The 14612-nt window shown below is 71.3% G+C and carries 14 protein-coding genes; 10 read left to right on the top strand and 4 right to left on the bottom strand.

The window, feature by feature from the left end; genetic code table 11:
• Positions 1 to 309: 309 nt before the first annotated feature.
• Positions 310 to 2034, bottom strand: a complete 1725-nt coding sequence (locus OG811_RS03720; protein WP_406072141.1) for a beta-N-acetylhexosaminidase — start codon at positions 2032 to 2034, stop codon at positions 310 to 312.
• A gap of 311 nt (positions 2035 to 2345) precedes the next feature.
• Here OG811_RS03720 and ppdK point away from each other — a divergent pair, with 311 nt between their 5' ends.
• Positions 2346 to 5054: a pyruvate, phosphate dikinase gene (gene ppdK, locus OG811_RS03715; protein ID WP_406072139.1), complete on the top strand. Its 2709-nt coding sequence runs from the start codon at positions 2346 to 2348 to the stop codon at positions 5052 to 5054.
• Between the two features lie 43 nt (positions 5055 to 5097).
• Here ppdK and OG811_RS03710 read toward each other — a convergent pair whose 3' ends face one another.
• On the bottom strand, positions 5098 to 5598 hold the full coding sequence (locus tag OG811_RS03710) for a roadblock/LC7 domain-containing protein (RefSeq protein WP_406072138.1): 501 nt from the start codon (positions 5596 to 5598) through the stop codon (positions 5098 to 5100).
• Positions 5599 to 5851: 253 nt separating this feature from the next.
• Between OG811_RS03710 and OG811_RS03705 the strand changes: the two genes are divergently transcribed.
• The 6 genes from OG811_RS03705 to OG811_RS03680 all read left to right on the top strand — a co-directional run bounded on the left by OG811_RS03705 (position 5852) and on the right by OG811_RS03680 (position 11871).
• Complete coding sequence (locus OG811_RS03705; RefSeq protein WP_406072137.1) at positions 5852 to 6205, top strand: VOC family protein; 354 nt, start codon at positions 5852 to 5854, stop codon at positions 6203 to 6205.
• The gene (locus OG811_RS03700; protein ID WP_406072136.1) at positions 6189 to 7454 is read left to right on the top strand and encodes a deoxyguanosinetriphosphate triphosphohydrolase; all 1266 of its coding nucleotides are present in this window, start codon (positions 6189 to 6191) and stop codon (positions 7452 to 7454) included. Before OG811_RS03705 ends, OG811_RS03700 begins: the two co-directional genes overlap by 17 nt.
• 15 nt (positions 7455 to 7469) lie before the next feature.
• The gene (locus tag OG811_RS03695) at positions 7470 to 8300 is read left to right on the top strand and encodes a siderophore-interacting protein (RefSeq protein WP_406072134.1); all 831 of its coding nucleotides are present in this window, start codon (positions 7470 to 7472) and stop codon (positions 8298 to 8300) included.
• 167 nt (positions 8301 to 8467) lie between these two features.
• Positions 8468 to 10348 carry a DNA primase gene (gene dnaG / locus OG811_RS03690; protein ID WP_406072132.1) on the top strand — a complete coding sequence of 627 codons (1881 nt, stop codon included), beginning with the start codon at positions 8468 to 8470 and terminating at the stop codon, positions 10346 to 10348.
• Complete coding sequence (locus OG811_RS03685; RefSeq protein ID WP_406072131.1) at positions 10349 to 10885, top strand: hypothetical protein; 537 nt, start codon at positions 10349 to 10351, stop codon at positions 10883 to 10885.
• Positions 10886 to 10938: 53 nt separating this feature from the next.
• Complete coding sequence (locus OG811_RS03680; protein WP_406072129.1) at positions 10939 to 11871, top strand: ABC transporter ATP-binding protein; 933 nt, start codon at positions 10939 to 10941, stop codon at positions 11869 to 11871.
• A gap of 78 nt (positions 11872 to 11949) precedes the next feature.
• Here OG811_RS03680 and OG811_RS03675 read toward each other — a convergent pair whose 3' ends face one another.
• Both OG811_RS03675 and OG811_RS03670 read right to left on the bottom strand, forming a co-directional pair.
• Entirely contained in the window at positions 11950 to 12177 is a 228-nt protein-coding gene (locus OG811_RS03675; RefSeq protein WP_406075491.1) for a flavin reductase, read from the bottom strand.
• Positions 12177 to 12383, bottom strand: coding sequence for a hypothetical protein (locus OG811_RS03670; RefSeq protein ID WP_406072127.1), 207 nt, complete (start codon positions 12381 to 12383; stop codon positions 12177 to 12179). Before OG811_RS03670 ends, OG811_RS03675 begins: the two co-directional genes overlap by 1 nt.
• A gap of 225 nt (positions 12384 to 12608) precedes the next feature.
• On the opposite strand from OG811_RS03670, the gene OG811_RS03665 reads away from it, so the two are divergent.
• The 3 genes from OG811_RS03665 (at position 12609) to OG811_RS03655 (ending at position 14609) form a co-directional block, all read left to right on the top strand.
• On the top strand, positions 12609 to 13397 hold the full coding sequence (locus tag OG811_RS03665) for a Scr1 family TA system antitoxin-like transcriptional regulator (RefSeq protein WP_406072125.1): 789 nt from the start codon (positions 12609 to 12611) through the stop codon (positions 13395 to 13397).
• A complete protein-coding gene (locus tag OG811_RS03660) occupies positions 13388 to 13579 on the top strand; it encodes a DUF397 domain-containing protein (protein WP_406072123.1) in 192 nt (63 codons plus the stop codon). The genes OG811_RS03665 and OG811_RS03660 overlap by 10 nt, the downstream gene beginning before the upstream one ends.
• 223 nt (positions 13580 to 13802) lie before the next feature.
• Complete coding sequence (locus OG811_RS03655) at positions 13803 to 14609, top strand: ABC transporter permease (RefSeq protein ID WP_406072122.1); 807 nt, start codon at positions 13803 to 13805, stop codon at positions 14607 to 14609.
• The last annotated feature ends 3 nt before the right edge of the window (positions 14610 to 14612 follow it).

Here is a 14612-nt window from a genome sequence, read left to right as displayed (position 1 = left end):
CGGGGGTGTCCGCACGGCACTCGACGGGGGCGGTGCGACCGTGCGAAGAAAAGTTCACGGGAACGGCCCGGCGGCTCGGGGGCCGGCGTCGGGTGTCTCAGGGGGATGTAACCGTGGCGGCCCGGCGGGTGTTCCCGGCTGGGGCGCCGCACACCAAAGCCCGGGGGCTACGGCGGCATGCCAGGTATAACGACCCCGACCCGCCACCGATTCCACGATCAGGGTGGCCCCGACCACGGACCAAGTCGGCCGAAACGGAACGATCATGGTCGTCCGTCCGGTTGGCGCCAGCCCGTGCGGATGCCAGGGTCAAAGTGCCGTGGTGTCGGCCCGGCTCGGGCGGCGCTGCGACGGTGTGGGCGAGGCGGTCGAGGTGGCCGATGCGGCGGCTGTGGTCAGGGTGGCTGGTGCGGTTGGCCAGGGGATCTCGGGCGCGCGGTGGAAGGAGATCCCCGCCGTCACCCAGCGCGGGCCCTGGCCGGCCAGCCGGTCGCGGAAACTGTCCCAGTCGTGCGTCGTCCGGGCCGACCAGCCCAACTCGGCGATGGCGGGGAGCCGTGGGAGGAGCAGGAACTCGATGTCGGCCAGCGAGGTGACCGATTCGGTCCAGAGCGGGGCTTCCACACCGAGAATCGCCGTGGCAGGCACGTCGGCAACGTGTGTGTCCGGATCCCAGTCGTACGCCTTTCGCACGTCGATCAGGCCAGCCCAGTCGTGCCCGATCGGGGTGTCCGGGGCGTACTTCATGTCCAGGTAGGCGTGGTTGCCGGGGGAGAGGATCAGCCGGGCACCCCGGCGTACGGCGTCGACCGTGGTGGGGTCTTCGCCGTTCGTGCCCCACCATTGCAGCACCCGATCGTGGACGTGGGCGGCCGGCGCGAGCTGGTGCCAACCGACGACGGTCTTGCCGAGGTCAGCCACGATGCGCTGGACCCGTTCGACGAAACCGGTGTAGACCTCGCCCTTCACCTTGAACGCCTCGTCGCCACCGATGTGCAGCCACGGCCCCGGGGTGAGCGCGGCCACCTCGCCCAACACGTCGGCGATGAAGTCGTACGTCCGCTCGTCGGCCGGGTCGACGTAGCTGAAGCCGACCTCGGTGCCGGTGTACGGCGGCGGGGCGACCTTGTCCGGTGCCAGCTCCGGGTATGCGACAAGTGCCGAGTTGGTGTGCCCGGGGAGGTCGATCTCCGGGACGACGGTGATGTGGTGGGCGGTCGCGTAGGAGACGATCCGCCGGTAGTCGGCCTTCGTGTAGTGCCCGCCGGGGCCGCCGCCGACCTCGGTCGTCGCGCCGACGGTGGTCAACTTTGGCCAGGAGTCGACAGCGATCCGCCAGCCCTGGTCGTCGGTGAGGTGCAGGTGCAGGTGGTTGAGCTTGTAGCGGGCCAGGTGGTCGATCACCCGCAGCACGTCCTCGACGGCGAAGAAGTGCCGCGCGACGTCGAGCATCGCGCCCCGGTACGGGAACCGGGGTGCGTCGGTGATGGTCCCGCCGGGCAGCGCCCAGTGTTCGGTGAGCGGGACCGGGCTCTCGATCGCCGGTGGCAGCAGTTGGCGCAGGGTCTGCGCGCCGTAGAAGAGGCCGGTTGCGGTGCCGGCGGTGAGGCGTACCCCGTCGGTGGTGACGTCGAGCCGGTAGCCCTCCGCGCCGAGGCCGGCGGCGTCGTCCAGCACCAGCGCGATGCCGCCGACGGGCTCCGGCGCGGTGGCGTCGGTGACCGGCAGCGGGTAACCGGTGGCCGGTCGGAGGAGCTCGGCGAGTTGCGCGGCGACCGCCAACGCGGCCGGGTCGGCGCTGGCCACGATGACCGCCTCGGCCGGCAGCACCCAGTCCTCGGTCGGGTCCGGCTGGACCTGTTGCGGGGCGGGCACGACATCGGCCAGCCGGTGCGGGGCTGCCGGGGCGAGCAATTCGCCAGCGGCCCGCTCGGCCGTCCGGGCCAGCGTGGCCGCGTCCGGTTCCCGCGCCTGCAGCGGCACCTGGCTGGTGGCGGGGGTGGCGTCGGGGCGGCGAGAGGGGATGGTCGACACGGTGGCGACTCCGGGGGTGTATTCGCGTCGGTTATGGCAAAAGTGACGTTCACCGGGTGGCGTGCCGTCAAGCGTACGGCGCTCGGCCCGGATGCGTGATGGTGCGCGTGGAAGCGTTCCCAAAAACCGGTACGAACACGGATAGTCGTGATGGCTGTGCCAATTGTCACCGAACGGTCCCAGGTCACCCGATGTTCGCTTAACCTTCGCCCACCGATCGGCGTCGACCCCGGGATTGCCGGTGGTCCGCCCCGGGGTAAAGAAACTGAACCTTCGTTAAGTGTCAATCCGGCGCGTGTGTGGAGGCTCTGGTGGCAGCGCAAGAGACCGTTGATCACAAGTACGTCTACGACTTCTCCGAAGGCAACAAGGATCTCAAGGACCTGCTTGGCGGCAAGGGGGCGAACCTCGCCGAGATGACCAACCTCGGCCTGCCCGTTCCGCCCGGCTTCATCATCACCACCGAGGCATGCAAGGCGTACCTCGCGACGGGACAGGAGCCGGACGGGCTCGCCGGTCAGATCGAGGCGCACCTGGAATCGCTGGAGCGCGCGATGGGCAAACGCCTCGGCGACCCACAGGACCCGCTGCTGGTGTCCGTCCGCTCCGGCGCCAAGTTCTCCATGCCCGGCATGATGGAGACCGTCCTCAACGTCGGTCTCAACGACCAGAGCGTGGTGGGGCTCTCCGCACAAGCCGGAGGCAACGACAGGTTCGCCTGGGACTCCTACCGCCGCCTCATCCAGATGTTCGGCAAGACCGTCTGCGAGGTGCCGGGCGAGGAGTTCGAGCACGCGCTCGACGGGATCAAGAACGCCAAGGGCACCCACAACGACCTGGACCTGGACGCCGACGATCTGCGCGGGCTGGTCGACGCGTACAAGAAGATCTTCCTGAAGCACACCGGTCGGGAGTTCCCGCAGCAGCCGCGCGAACAGCTCGACCTCGCCATCCGGGCGGTCTTCGAGTCGTGGAACGCCGAGCGCGCGGTGCTCTACCGCCGCCAGGAGCGGATCCCGGCCGACCTCGGCACCGCGGTCAACGTGGTGACCATGGTCTTCGGCAACCTCGGCCCGGACTCCGGCACCGGTGTCGCGTTCACCCGCGACCCGGGCAGCGGCGCGCAGGGCATCTACGGCGACTACCTGGCCAACGCCCAGGGCGAGGACGTGGTCGCCGGCATCCGCAACACCGTGCCCCTGCAGGAGCTGGAGCAGCTCGACAAGTCCTCCTACGACGAGCTGCTCTCGATCATGGCGCGGCTGGAGGAGCACTACAAGGACCTCTGCGACATCGAGTTCACCATCGAACGCGGCAAGCTGTGGATGTTGCAGACCCGGGTCGGCAAGCGCACCGCCGCCGCCGCGTTCGTCATCGCCGGGCAACTCGTCGACGAGGGCCTGATCGACCTGGACGAGGCGCTGCACCGGGTCAACGGCGCCCAGCTGGCCCAGTTGATGTTCCCCCGGTTCCAGCTCGACCACGAGTTCCAGCCGGTCGCCACGGGCATCGGCGCCTCGCCCGGCGCCGCGTCCGGCAAGGTGGTCTTCACCTCCGCGCGGGCCGTCGAGCTGGCTGCCGAGGGTGCGTCGGTGATCCTGGTCCGCCGGGAGACCAACCCCGACGACCTGAACGGCATGATCGCCGCCCAGGGCATCCTCACCTCGCGCGGCGGCAAGACCAGCCACGCCGCCGTCGTGGCCCGGGGTATGGGCAAGACCTGTGTCTCGGGCGCGGACGCCATCGAGGTGAACGTGCCGGCGAAGCGGTTCACCGTGGCCGGACAGACCGTCGGCGAGGGCGACGTCGTTTCGATCGACGGCACCACCGGAAAGGTCTACCTGGGCGAGGTGCCGGTCCGGCCGTCGGAGGTGGTGCAGTACTTCGAGGGCAGCCTCGACCCCGAGCACATCGACAACGCGCTGGTCCGGGCCGTACACCGGATCATGACGCACGCCGACGGGAAGCGGCGGCTCGCGGTCCGGACGAACGCCGACACCGGCGCGGACGCCGCCCGGGCCCGGCGCTTCGGCGCTGAGGGCATCGGGCTGTGCCGCACCGAGCACATGTTCCTCGGTGACCGGCGGGAGCTGGTCGAGCGGCTGATCCTGGCCCGGGCCGAGGGTGAGCGGGAAGCGTCGCTGGCGGCGCTGCTGCCCTTGCAGCGGGCCGACTTCGAGGAGATCTTTCGCGAGATGGACGGCCTGCCGGTCACCGTCCGGCTGATCGACCCGCCGCTGCACGAGTTCCTGCCGCCGTTGGAGCAGCTCGCGGTCAACGTCGCGGTCGCACAGGAGCGTGGCGAGGACGTCGCCAAGGAGGAGGCGCTGCTCGCCGCCGTCCGGCGGATGCACGAGGAGAACCCGATGCTCGGGCTGCGGGGCGTTCGCCTCGGCCTGGTCATCCCCGGCCTGTTCGCGATGCAGGTCCGGGCCATCGCGGAGGCGGCCGTCATCTGCGCCCGTGGCGGCGGCGTAGCAAAACCGGAGATCATGGTGCCGCTGGTCGGGGCCGTGCAGGAACTGGAGACGGTGCGTGCCGAGGCCGAGAAGATCATCGCGGAGGTGGTCGGGGACAGTGGGGTCGAGGTGCTGATCGGCACCATGATCGAGGTGCCCCGGGCGGCTCTGACCGCCGGGCAGATCGCGGAGGCGGCCGAGTTCTTCTCCTTCGGCACCAACGACCTGACCCAGATGGGTTGGGGCTTCTCCCGCGACGACGTCGAGGGCGCGTTCTTCTGGCGCTACCTGGAGCTGGGCATCTTCGGCATCTCACCGTTCGAGTCGATCGACCGTGACGGCATCGGCCGGCTGGTGCGGATCGCCGCCGAGGAGGGCCGGGCCGCCCGGCCCGGGCTGAAGATCGGTGTCTGCGGCGAGCACGGCGGCGATCCGGACTCGGTGCACTTTTTCCACGAGGTCGGCCTGGACTACGTGTCCTGCTCACCGTTCCGCGTGCCGGTGGCCCGACTGGAGGCTGGCCGGGCGGTCGTGGAGACCGGCGGGTCGGACAGCCGCTGACGCAGGCCGGCGGCGGCCCGGTAACCCGGGCCGCCGCCGGCACTCAGATCGGCGGGCGACGCCAGGTGGGCCGAGACGATCGGCGCAACTGCGTCGGCAGGGTGGCCATCGGGGTACGCACGGCAAGCGGCGCGTGCGCGTCCGGAACGGAGGTCGCGCCGATCCCGCCGCCGCGAAAGTCCAACACCGAGCCGGCCCGGCGGGCCACGGCCCGCGCCTCCTCGTGCAGCCCTTCCAGATCCTCCGCCGCCGACACGGTGACCAGGGTCAGCAGGGCCGTACGCCCGGCCGGATAGGTCACCACGCAGCCGGCGGTCGTGCAGACGACCGACTCCCGGAACGCACCCCGCCGGGCGGTGTCTGCCACCCGGTGGCCGAGCCCGAAACTGGCTGCGGCGAGCGCAGCGAGATGGGTCGCGTCGGCGCTGGGCAGATCGCTGGAGATGAGGAGCCCGTCGGTGCCGGCCAGCACCGTCCCGGCGACCTCGGGTCGGCGCCGGCGCAGCCCGGCAAGCTCCGTTCCCACCACCGTTTCTGCGTCCACGAGCGTTTCCCCTAACCGGTTGGGCTCTGCGTGTCAGTCGGTTGGTCACGTTCCGCGCTGGGAACGCTACCGCTGGCCACCTCCGCCCGCGAGCCCGTAACCCTCGGCAATCGGTTGACAACTCCGGGCCAATCGGCGGTTGTGGACCCGTCGCCGAGGCGTCGGAGACGGGTCGAGCAGCGGTGGCGGGCGTAATCTTGGCTCGCTCGCACACGGCCGATTGCGTACGCCGTCGAACGGGAAGGGTGACTGCATGACCAGCGTCTGGGAGAGCCTGACCGTCGACGCCCACGATCCGGCCCGACTGGCCCGCTGGTGGGCCGAGGCGCTCGGCTATCAGGTCGTCACCGAGAAGCCGGACGAGGTGGAGATCCGCCAGTCCGCCGACCGCCTGCCCGGCCTGGTCTTCGTGCCGGTGACCGACGGCAAGGAGCGCAAGAACCGACTGCACCTCGACCTGCGCCCCGCCAACCTGGAGGCCGAGGTCGAGCGGTTGGTCGACATGGGCGCCCGGCACGTCGACATCGGTCAGGGCGACGTCGACTGGACGGTGTTGGCCGATCCGGAGGGCAACGAGTTCTGCGTGCTGCATGCCCGCGAGGAGTGAGTCGGCGGACGCCCGGCTGGTCGAGGAGCCGCCCAAGGACACCGGGCACCGCCGGTCACCGTACGAGCGTGACCGTGCGCGGGTGCTGCACTCCGCGGCGTTCCGCCGACTGGCCACCAAGACCCAGGTGCACACCGCCGGCACGGACGACTTCCTGCGTACGCGGCTGACCCACTCGCTGGAGGTGGCGCAGATCGCCCGGGAGATGGGCGCCCGGTTGGGCTGCGACCCGGACGTGGTGGACGTCGCCGGGCTCGCCCACGACCTCGGGCACCCGCCGTTCGGGCACAACGGCGAGGCGGCCCTGGACCTGCTCGCCACACCGTGCGGCGGCTTCGAGGGCAACGCGCAGACCTTGCGGGTGCTGACCCGCCTGGAGGCGAAGGTGCTCGCCCCGGACGGCTCGTCCGCCGGGCTGAACCTGACCCGGGCGTCGCTCGACGCGATCGGCAAGTACCCCTGGCCGCGCCGGCCCGGGGAGCGCAAGTTCGGGGTGTACGCCGACGACGTCGCCGTCTTCGACTGGCTCCGGGCCGGTGCGCCCGGTGACCGGCGCTGCCTTGAGGCGCAGGTGATGGACTGGGCCGACGACGTCGCGTACTCGGTGCACGACGTGGAGGACGGCATTCACGGCGGGTACGTCACGCTGCACCCCCTGCGCACCGACGCCGACGAGCGGGCCGCACTCTGCGCCGACGTGGCCGGCGCCTACTCCGGGGAGTCCGCGGCCGACCTGGCCGAGCTGCTGGTCGAGCTGCTGGCCGATCCGCTGCTCGCCCCACTGGCCGGGTACGACGGCAGCCATCGCGCGCAGGTTGCGCTGAAGGCCACCACCAGCGGGGTGACCGGGCGATTCGTGTCCGCTGCGGTGGCTGCCACGGAGCAGCGCTTCGGTCCCGGCCCGCACCGCCGTTACGCCGCCGACCTGGTGGTGCCCCGGCGGGTCCGGGCGCAGTGCGCGCTGCTCAAGGGCATCGCGCTGCGGTACGTGATGCGTCGAGCCGGCTTCCGGGGCCGCTACGAGCGGCAGCGGACGATGCTGGCCGAGTTGGTCGCCGCGCTGGTCCGGCGCGCGCCGGAGGGGCTCGACCCGATCTTCGCCCCGCTGTGGCGGGCCGCCCCGGACGACACCGCCCGACTGCGGGTGGTGATAGACCAGGTCGCCTCACTCACCGACCCGGCGGCCGTGACGTGGCACACCCGCCTGGTCGGCAGGAGTGCACCGGATACTGACCACGGGGCAGATTAGGCTAGCCTAAGTGGCATGACGGAACGTCCCAGGAACGTCACCTCGGTCCGGGTGCTGCGCACCGAGCGGCCCACCCCGCACCTGATCCGGCTCGTCCTCGGCGGAGACGAGCTGGCCGACCTGCCGGTGGGCGAGTTCACCGACCACTACATCAAGGTGGTGTTCCCGCAGCCCGGCGTCGCGTACCCGCAGCCGTTGGACCTCGCCGCGATCCGCCGGGACCTGCCCCGGGAGCAGTGGCCCCGGTTGCGCGCGTACACGGTGCGACGCTGGGACCCGCTGGCCGAGGAGCTGACCGTGGACGTGGTACACCACGGCGACGAGGGGCTGGCCGGCCCGTGGGCCGCCGCGTTGCGCCCGGGCGATCCGGTGCACTTCGTCGGCCCCGGCGGCGCGTACGCCCCGAGCCCGGACGCGGACTGGCACCTGCTCGTCGGCGACGAGAGTGCCCTGCCGGCGATCGCCGCGGCCCTGGAGCGGCTGCCAGTGGGCGCCCCGGCCCACGTCTTCGTGGAGATCGCCGACCCGGCGGAGGAGCAGAAGCTGCTCAGCCCTGGCGCGGTCCAGCTCACCTGGCTGCATCGTGGCGAACGCCCGGTGGGTGAGACGCTGGTCGCGGCGGTGCGCGAGCTGGAGTTCCCGGCCGGCCAGGTGCACGCCTTCGTCCACGGTGAGGCCGCCTTCGTCCGGGAACTGCGCCGGCTGCTGCGCACCGAGCGGGGCATACCCGTCGATCGTCTCTCCATCTCCGGCTACTGGCGGCGGGGCATGGACGACGAGGGCTGGCGCTCGACCAAGGCCGACTGGAACCGGCAGGTGGCTGCCGAGGAGCCGACCGCCGCCTGAGCGCTGCTCATCCCTCGGACGTGTCTCTCGACTCCCTGGCTCTGGCGTCCAGCGGCAGTCGGGTCGCGCCGTCATCGGCCAGCCGGCTGCGGCCGTCGCCACACCAGCGTCCCCGGGCGCCATGCCGTCGGTCCGGCAGGGCAGGATGTAGGGCGAGGGGGTGGCGCATGGCTGGGCGGATCCGGGACGAGGACATCGCACTGGTCCGGGAACGCACCTCGATCGGGGATGTGATCTCCGAGACGGTGACCCTGAAGTCCGCCGGCGGCGGCAACCTCAAGGGCCTGTGCCCGTTCCACGACGAGAAGAGTCCGTCGTTCAACGTCTCTCCGGCCCGCAACGTCTGGTATTGCTTCGGCTGCGGGGCCGGCGGCGACGCGATCAAGTTCCTGATGGACGCCGACCACCTCAGCTTCGTGGAGTCCGTCGAGCGGCTGGCCGGCCGCGCCGGCATCCAGCTGCGTTACATCGAGGACGACAAGAGCGCCCCGCGCCCCCGCCCGCAGCAGGGCCAGCGGCAGCGCCTGGTCGCCGCGCACGCCGCCGCGGTCGAGTTCTACCGGGCGCAGCTCAGCACCGCGGGGGCCCGGGCGGCACGGGAGTTCCTGGCCCAACGGGGCTTCGACCGGGCCGCCGCGGAGCGCTACGGCTGCGGCTTCGCGCCGGACGGCTGGGACCTACTCACCAAGCACCTGCGCCAACAGGGTTTCACCCACCAGGAGCTGGTCACCGCCGGGTTGTCCCGAGAGTCCCGCTCCGGCTCCCTGATCGACCGGTTCCGCCGCCGGCTGCTCTGGCCGATCCGTGACCTCGCCGGCGACGTGATTGGCTTCGGCGCCCGCAAGCTCTTCGACGACGACGACGGCCCGAAATACCTGAACACCCCCGAGACGCCGATCTACAAGAAGTCGCACGTGCTCTACGGCATCGACCAGGCCAAGCGGGAGATCGCCAAGCAGGGCCGGGCGGTGATCGTCGAGGGTTACACCGACGTGATGGCCTGCCATCTCGCCGGGGTGACCACGGCGGTGGCGACCTGCGGCACTGCCTTCGCCGCGGATCACATATCCGTTCTGCGTCGGCTCCTGTTCGACAGTGACGAGGTGGCCGGCGAGATCATCTTCACCTTCGACGGTGACGCTGCCGGTCAGAAGGCCGCACTGCGCGCCTTCGAAGATGATCAGCGGTTCGTCGGGCGGACGTTCATCGCGGTCAGCCCGGACAACATGGACCCGTGCGATCTGCGGCTGGCAAAGGGCGACCTGGCGGTGCGTGACCTGGTCGCCCGCCGCGAGCCGCTTGTCGACTTCGCGCTGCGACACGTGATCAGCCGCTTCGACCTGGACACCGTCGACGGCCGGGTCGAGGCGATGCGCCACGCCGCCCCGCTGGTCGCGCGACTCAAGGACCGGGAAAAGCGCCCAGAGTACGTCCGCAAGCTCGCCATGGACCTCGGCATGGAGATCGAGCCGGTGCAGCGGGCGGTGCTCGCCGCCGCCAACACCCCACCGTCGGGCACCCGCGATGCCGCACCCACCGCCCGACCCGCGTCGGCCCGCCCCGAACCGGCACTGGACAGCCCGCTGTCGATGGTCGAGCGGGAGGCGCTGAAGCTCGCCCTCCAGCAGCCGGTGCTGGCCGGGCCCATGTTCGACGCCGTCGAGGCCACGGAATACCGCCACCCGGTGCACGTCGGGGTGCGTACGGCCATCGCGACGGCCGGTGGGGCCGCATCGGCGACCGGCGGCGCGGTCTGGATCGAGTCGGTCCGCGACGCCTGCGACGACCTGGCGTCGGCGGCGCTGGTCGGCGAACTGGCGGTGGAGCCGCTGCGGATCGACGGAGAACCGGACCCGCGCTACGTGTCGATCACGATGGCGCGGGTGCAGTTCGGGTCGGTGACCGTCCGGGTCCGGGACCTCAAGTCACGCATCCAACGGATCAACCCGGTCAACAACAAGGATGAGTACTTCGCCGCCTTCGGTGAGCTGCTGTCCCTGGAGCAGCACGCCCGAGCGCTGCGCGAGCAGGCCGCGGGAGGCCTCTAGATGGGACTGTTCAGCCGCAAGCCGAAGCTGCCACCGGCCGACCGGCCGCCGCTGACCGCCGACGAACGGGTGCTGTCGTGGGCAGCCGCCGGTAACGGCGAGGGCGACGGGGTGGTGGTCGCCACCAACCTCGGGCTGTGGTTGCCCGGTCGAGGGCACCGGCTCGGCTGGCACACCATCCTCAAGGCGGTCTGGTCCGGCCGGGAGTTGACCGTCACGCCCGCCGAGACCGTCGTCGAACGCGACGGCTACACGCTGGTCGCCGACGGCCCGGCCGAGACGTACCTCCTCCTCGACCCGGGTGAGCTGCCGCACCAGGTGCGGGCACGGGTGACCCGCTCCGTCGCGTACACCGAGCACCACCCGGTGCCCGGCGGCGCCGCGCGGGTCGCGGCCCGGCGTGTGACCGGGGCCGACGGCCTCACCTGGACGGTCCGACTCGACCCCGGCGCCCCGGCGGACGACGAGGCCCTGCTCACCGAAACCGACCGGCTGGTCACCGTTGCCCGCGCCGCCACCGCCCCCGGCGACCTCTGAACCTCGACCAATAGTCGGTGGGACGTGTCGGACCGGGCGGCTAGGGTCGGGCGGTGACTTCGGGGCGACCACTCATTCAGGCTCGCGGGCTGGTGAAGCGGTTTGGCGACTTCACCGCCGTGGACGGCATCGACGTCGAGGTGCGCTCGGGTGAGGCGTTCGGCTTCCTCGGGCCCAACGGCGCCGGCAAATCCTCCACCATGCGGATGGTCGGCTGCACCTCCCCACCCAGCGGCGGCGAGCTGCGCATCCTCGACATGGATCCGGTCACTGACGGGCCAGCGATCCGGGCGCGGCTCGGCGTGTGCCCACAGCTGGACAATCTCGACCCGGAGTTGACCGTCCGGGAGAACCTGACCGTGTACGCCCGCTACTTCGGCATCTCGCGTCGCGCCGCTCGGGAGCGGGCCGACGAGCTGCTCGACTTCGTCCAGCTCACCGAGCGGGCCGACAGCAAGGTCGATCCGCTGTCCGGCGGGATGAAGCGTCGGCTGACCATCGCCCGTGCGCTCGTCAACGAACCGGAGATCGTGCTGCTCGACGAGCCGACCACCGGGCTCGACCCGCAGGCCCGGCACCTGGTGTGGGAGCGGCTGTTCCGGCTCAAGCAGCAGGGCGTCACGCTGGTGCTCACCACGCACTACATGGACGAGGCCGAGCAGCTCTGCGACCGGCTGGTGGTGATGGACGGCGGGCGCATCGTCGCCGAGGGCTCACCCCGGGCGCTGATCGAGCAGCACTCCACCCGCGAGGTGGTCGAGCTGCGCTTCGCCGCCGAGTCACAGGAGCCGTTCGCGGGCAAGCTCGACGGTCTGGGCGAGCGGGTCGAGGTGCTGCCCGACCGGGTCCTGCTCTACGTGCCCGACGGCGACGCGGCGGTCGCCGAGGTCTCCGCGTTGGGGCTCAACCCGGCCAACGTGCTGGTGCGGCGCAGCGGCCTGGAGGACGTGTTCCTGCACCTGACCGGCCGCACCCTGGTCGACTGACGGGCCACGGGCGATCGTTGGCAGTTCAGCCACAACTTTCCCGGCGTGTCGCACCGCTGAGCTTCCCACGATCATGACTCAGCGGGCTCTGGCCCAGGTGAGGAAGCGCTCGGTCAGCCGCTCCTGCCCGGCGAGGTCCCCGGCCGCCTCGTGAAGCAACGCGGCGAGGTAGATGAGCAGGCCGGTGCGGTTCTCGCGATACTCGGCGAGCAGCGCCAGACGGGCCGGGGAGCAGGGCCACCCGGCGCCGCAGACCCGGCAGCGCCAGGACGGGCGCGCGGCCACGTGTGGGTGGTAGCGAGGCATCAGTGCCAACCCTGCTCCTGAGCCGGCCAGCGGCCCCCGTTCGCCCGCCACTGCTGGGCGCGGGTCAGCCGGCCCGGGCGGCCCGGCTCGTCGGTCGGTAGGACCTTGGTGGGGGCGGTCGCCCAGGTTGGGCGTTCGGTGGGCGTACGCCGGGGGAGCGCGGCGGGTGGGGTTGGGCGGCGGCAGCGCCAGAACCTGAGTCGCACGAGGAACCTCCATCGGGTGGGTGGGAGCGCCCCGGATCGGGGGGTCACGGGACGCTCCCGGCCTGGTTCCGCCCGCCGTCCGATCCCGTGAGCGGTCCCGCTGCGTGACAGTCTGGTGAGGATCCGACTACGGTGGGAGGTTCCGCACGCCGACGACCAGCGCGTACGGCGATCGGCCCGGCACGGTACGAGGATGTACGGGGGTTGTCCGTGGAGAGTTCGTCCATGCTGGAGCACTTCGCGGAGGAGTTGCGGCTGGCTCGGGCCGCCAGTGGGATGTCGCAGACGGCGCTGGCCGAGGCGTTGAGCTATTCTGGGGCGTTGGTCGCCAAGGTGGAGACGTCCGAGCGCCGGCCGAGTCTCGACTTCGCGCGCCGGTGTGACGTCGTGTTCGGCGCTGACGGCCGGTTCGAACGCATCCAGCGGCGGATCAGCCGGGAGGCCGTGGTGCCGTGGTTCCGCGACTGGGCCGGCATCGAGCAGGAGACCACGGCGCTGCGCTCGTTCGAGCCACTCTACGTGCCGGGCCTGGTGCAGACCGAGGCTTACGCCCGCGCCATCCTGGCCGGCGCCGGGCTCTTCGCGGCGGACGAGGTCGAACAGCAGGTGACCGCCCGGCTCGACCGGCAGGGCCTACTCACCCGGGACCGGCCACCGCTGCTCAGCCTGGTCGTCGACGAGTACGCGCTGCGCCGCCACGTCGGCGGGCCGGAGGTGATGCGCGAGCAGTTGCGTCACCTGGTGAAGCTCGGCTCGGCTCTGCCCCGGGTCCGAATCCAGGTCGTGCCGCTGTCCGCCGGTGCGTACGCTGGGCTCGATGGTCCCTTCGTGATCGCCACCGCAGCCACCGGTGAGGATGTCGTCTACCTGGACGGGCAGCGCCACGGGCAGGTGATCGACCGGTCCGAGTACGTGCGGCAGATGGTCGAGGTGTGGGAGTCGATCCGGGGTGAGGCACTATCGCAGCAGCAGTCCCTCGACCTGATCGCGGAAGTGGCGGAGACATGGAGCTGACCGGCGCCTGCTGGCGCAAGAGCACCCGCAGCAACGGCAGCGGCGGCAACTGTGTCGAGGTTGCCGCCAACCTGCCCGGGCTGGTGGCCGTCCGCGACTCGAAGGACCCGACCGGTCCGGTGCTGGCCTTCACACCTGACGTGTGGCGCGCGTTCGTCGGGTCCGACGCCGTCCGCCGGTAGATATCGGCCTCGCCGTTCCGATCCGCTCCTAGATCCACTCGGCTTCCGGGAAGTCGGGGTATCGCGGTGGTGTTGATACCGCGACATTCTGTAGGCCGAGTCGATCAAGGTGGCGAAACCCGGGCGACACGTCGATGGGGTCGTCGTAGGGTGACCGGCGGCCTGTCGTACCCCGGGGGTAGACAGGTCGTGGTGGCCGGCGCGGTGGGGCGGGGTGGTCGTGATGAGCGTGACGGGATCGACGCGGGAGCGGGCTCACCCACGGCTCCCGTGGGTGCCGGCGTACGCGGTGTTCGAGCACTACCTGGTGGGCTACCGTCGCACCTGGCGGGCCGGGGTGTTCTCCTCGTTCCTGCTGCCGGTGCTGACCGTGCTCGGCTTCGGGCTGGGCGTCGGCGCCTACATCGACCAGGGCGTCGGCGGGGTGCGTTACCTCGACTGGCTGGTCCCCGGGCTGATCGCCTCGACCGCACTCCAGGTGACCGTCGGTGATTCGACCTGGCCGGTGTTCAGCAACTTCCAATGGGTCAAGACCTACTTCGCGCAGAGCGCGTCACCGCTGCGGGTGGGCGACATCCTGGCTGGGCATTTGGCCTTCGTGCTGTTCCGGGTGCTCACCACGATCGCGGCGTTTCTGCTGGTCACCGGGTTGTTCGGGGCGTTGCGGTCGCCGTGGGCGGTGGCCACCGTGCCGGTGGTGGCGTTGCTCGGGCTGGCCGTCGCCGCGCCGACCTTCGCGTACAGCGCGTCGGTGTCCAGCGACAGTTGGCTCGCGATGCTCTTCCGCTTCGCCGTCATCCCGATGACCCTCTTCGCCGGGGTGTTCTTTCCGGTCGAGTCGCTGCCCGACGCGCTGCGGTGGCTGGCGTACGTGACCCCGCTGTGGCACGCCGTCGACCTGTGCCGCGCGGCCACGCTCGGCGTCGCCCCACAGTGGTCGATCGCCGGGCACCTGCTCTACCTGGCCGCCTGGGCTGTCGCCGGCTGGCTGCTGGCGCTGCGCGCGTTCCGTCGCAATCTCGTCGTCTAGGGA

It is taken from the genome of Micromonospora sp. NBC_01638, from assembly GCF_045209745.1.
GTDB lineage: Bacteria > Actinomycetota > Actinomycetes > Mycobacteriales > Micromonosporaceae > Micromonospora.
Note: the sequence above shows the minus strand (reverse complement) of the source record. Positions and strands in the feature narration are given on the sequence as shown.

Coding starts and splice junctions, on each gene's coding strand:
- OG811_RS03705 (WP_406072137.1), top strand. CDS start 5,852: ATGACCAGCGTCTGGGAGAGCCTGACCGTCGACGCCCACGATCCGGCC.
- OG811_RS03700 (WP_406072136.1), top strand. CDS start 6,189: ATGCCCGCGAGGAGTGAGTCGGCGGACGCCCGGCTGGTCGAGGAGCCG.
- OG811_RS03695 (WP_406072134.1), top strand. CDS start 7,470: ATGACGGAACGTCCCAGGAACGTCACCTCGGTCCGGGTGCTGCGCACC.
- dnaG (WP_406072132.1), top strand. CDS start 8,468: ATGGCTGGGCGGATCCGGGACGAGGACATCGCACTGGTCCGGGAACGC.
- OG811_RS03685 (WP_406072131.1), top strand. CDS start 10,349: ATGGGACTGTTCAGCCGCAAGCCGAAGCTGCCACCGGCCGACCGGCCG.
- OG811_RS03675 (WP_406075491.1), bottom strand. CDS start 12,177: ATGCCTCGCTACCACCCACACGTGGCCGCGCGCCCGTCCTGGCGCTGC.
- OG811_RS03665 (WP_406072125.1), top strand. CDS start 12,609: ATGCTGGAGCACTTCGCGGAGGAGTTGCGGCTGGCTCGGGCCGCCAGT.
- OG811_RS03660 (WP_406072123.1), top strand. CDS start 13,388: ATGGAGCTGACCGGCGCCTGCTGGCGCAAGAGCACCCGCAGCAACGGC.
- OG811_RS03655 (WP_406072122.1), top strand. CDS start 13,803: ATGAGCGTGACGGGATCGACGCGGGAGCGGGCTCACCCACGGCTCCCG.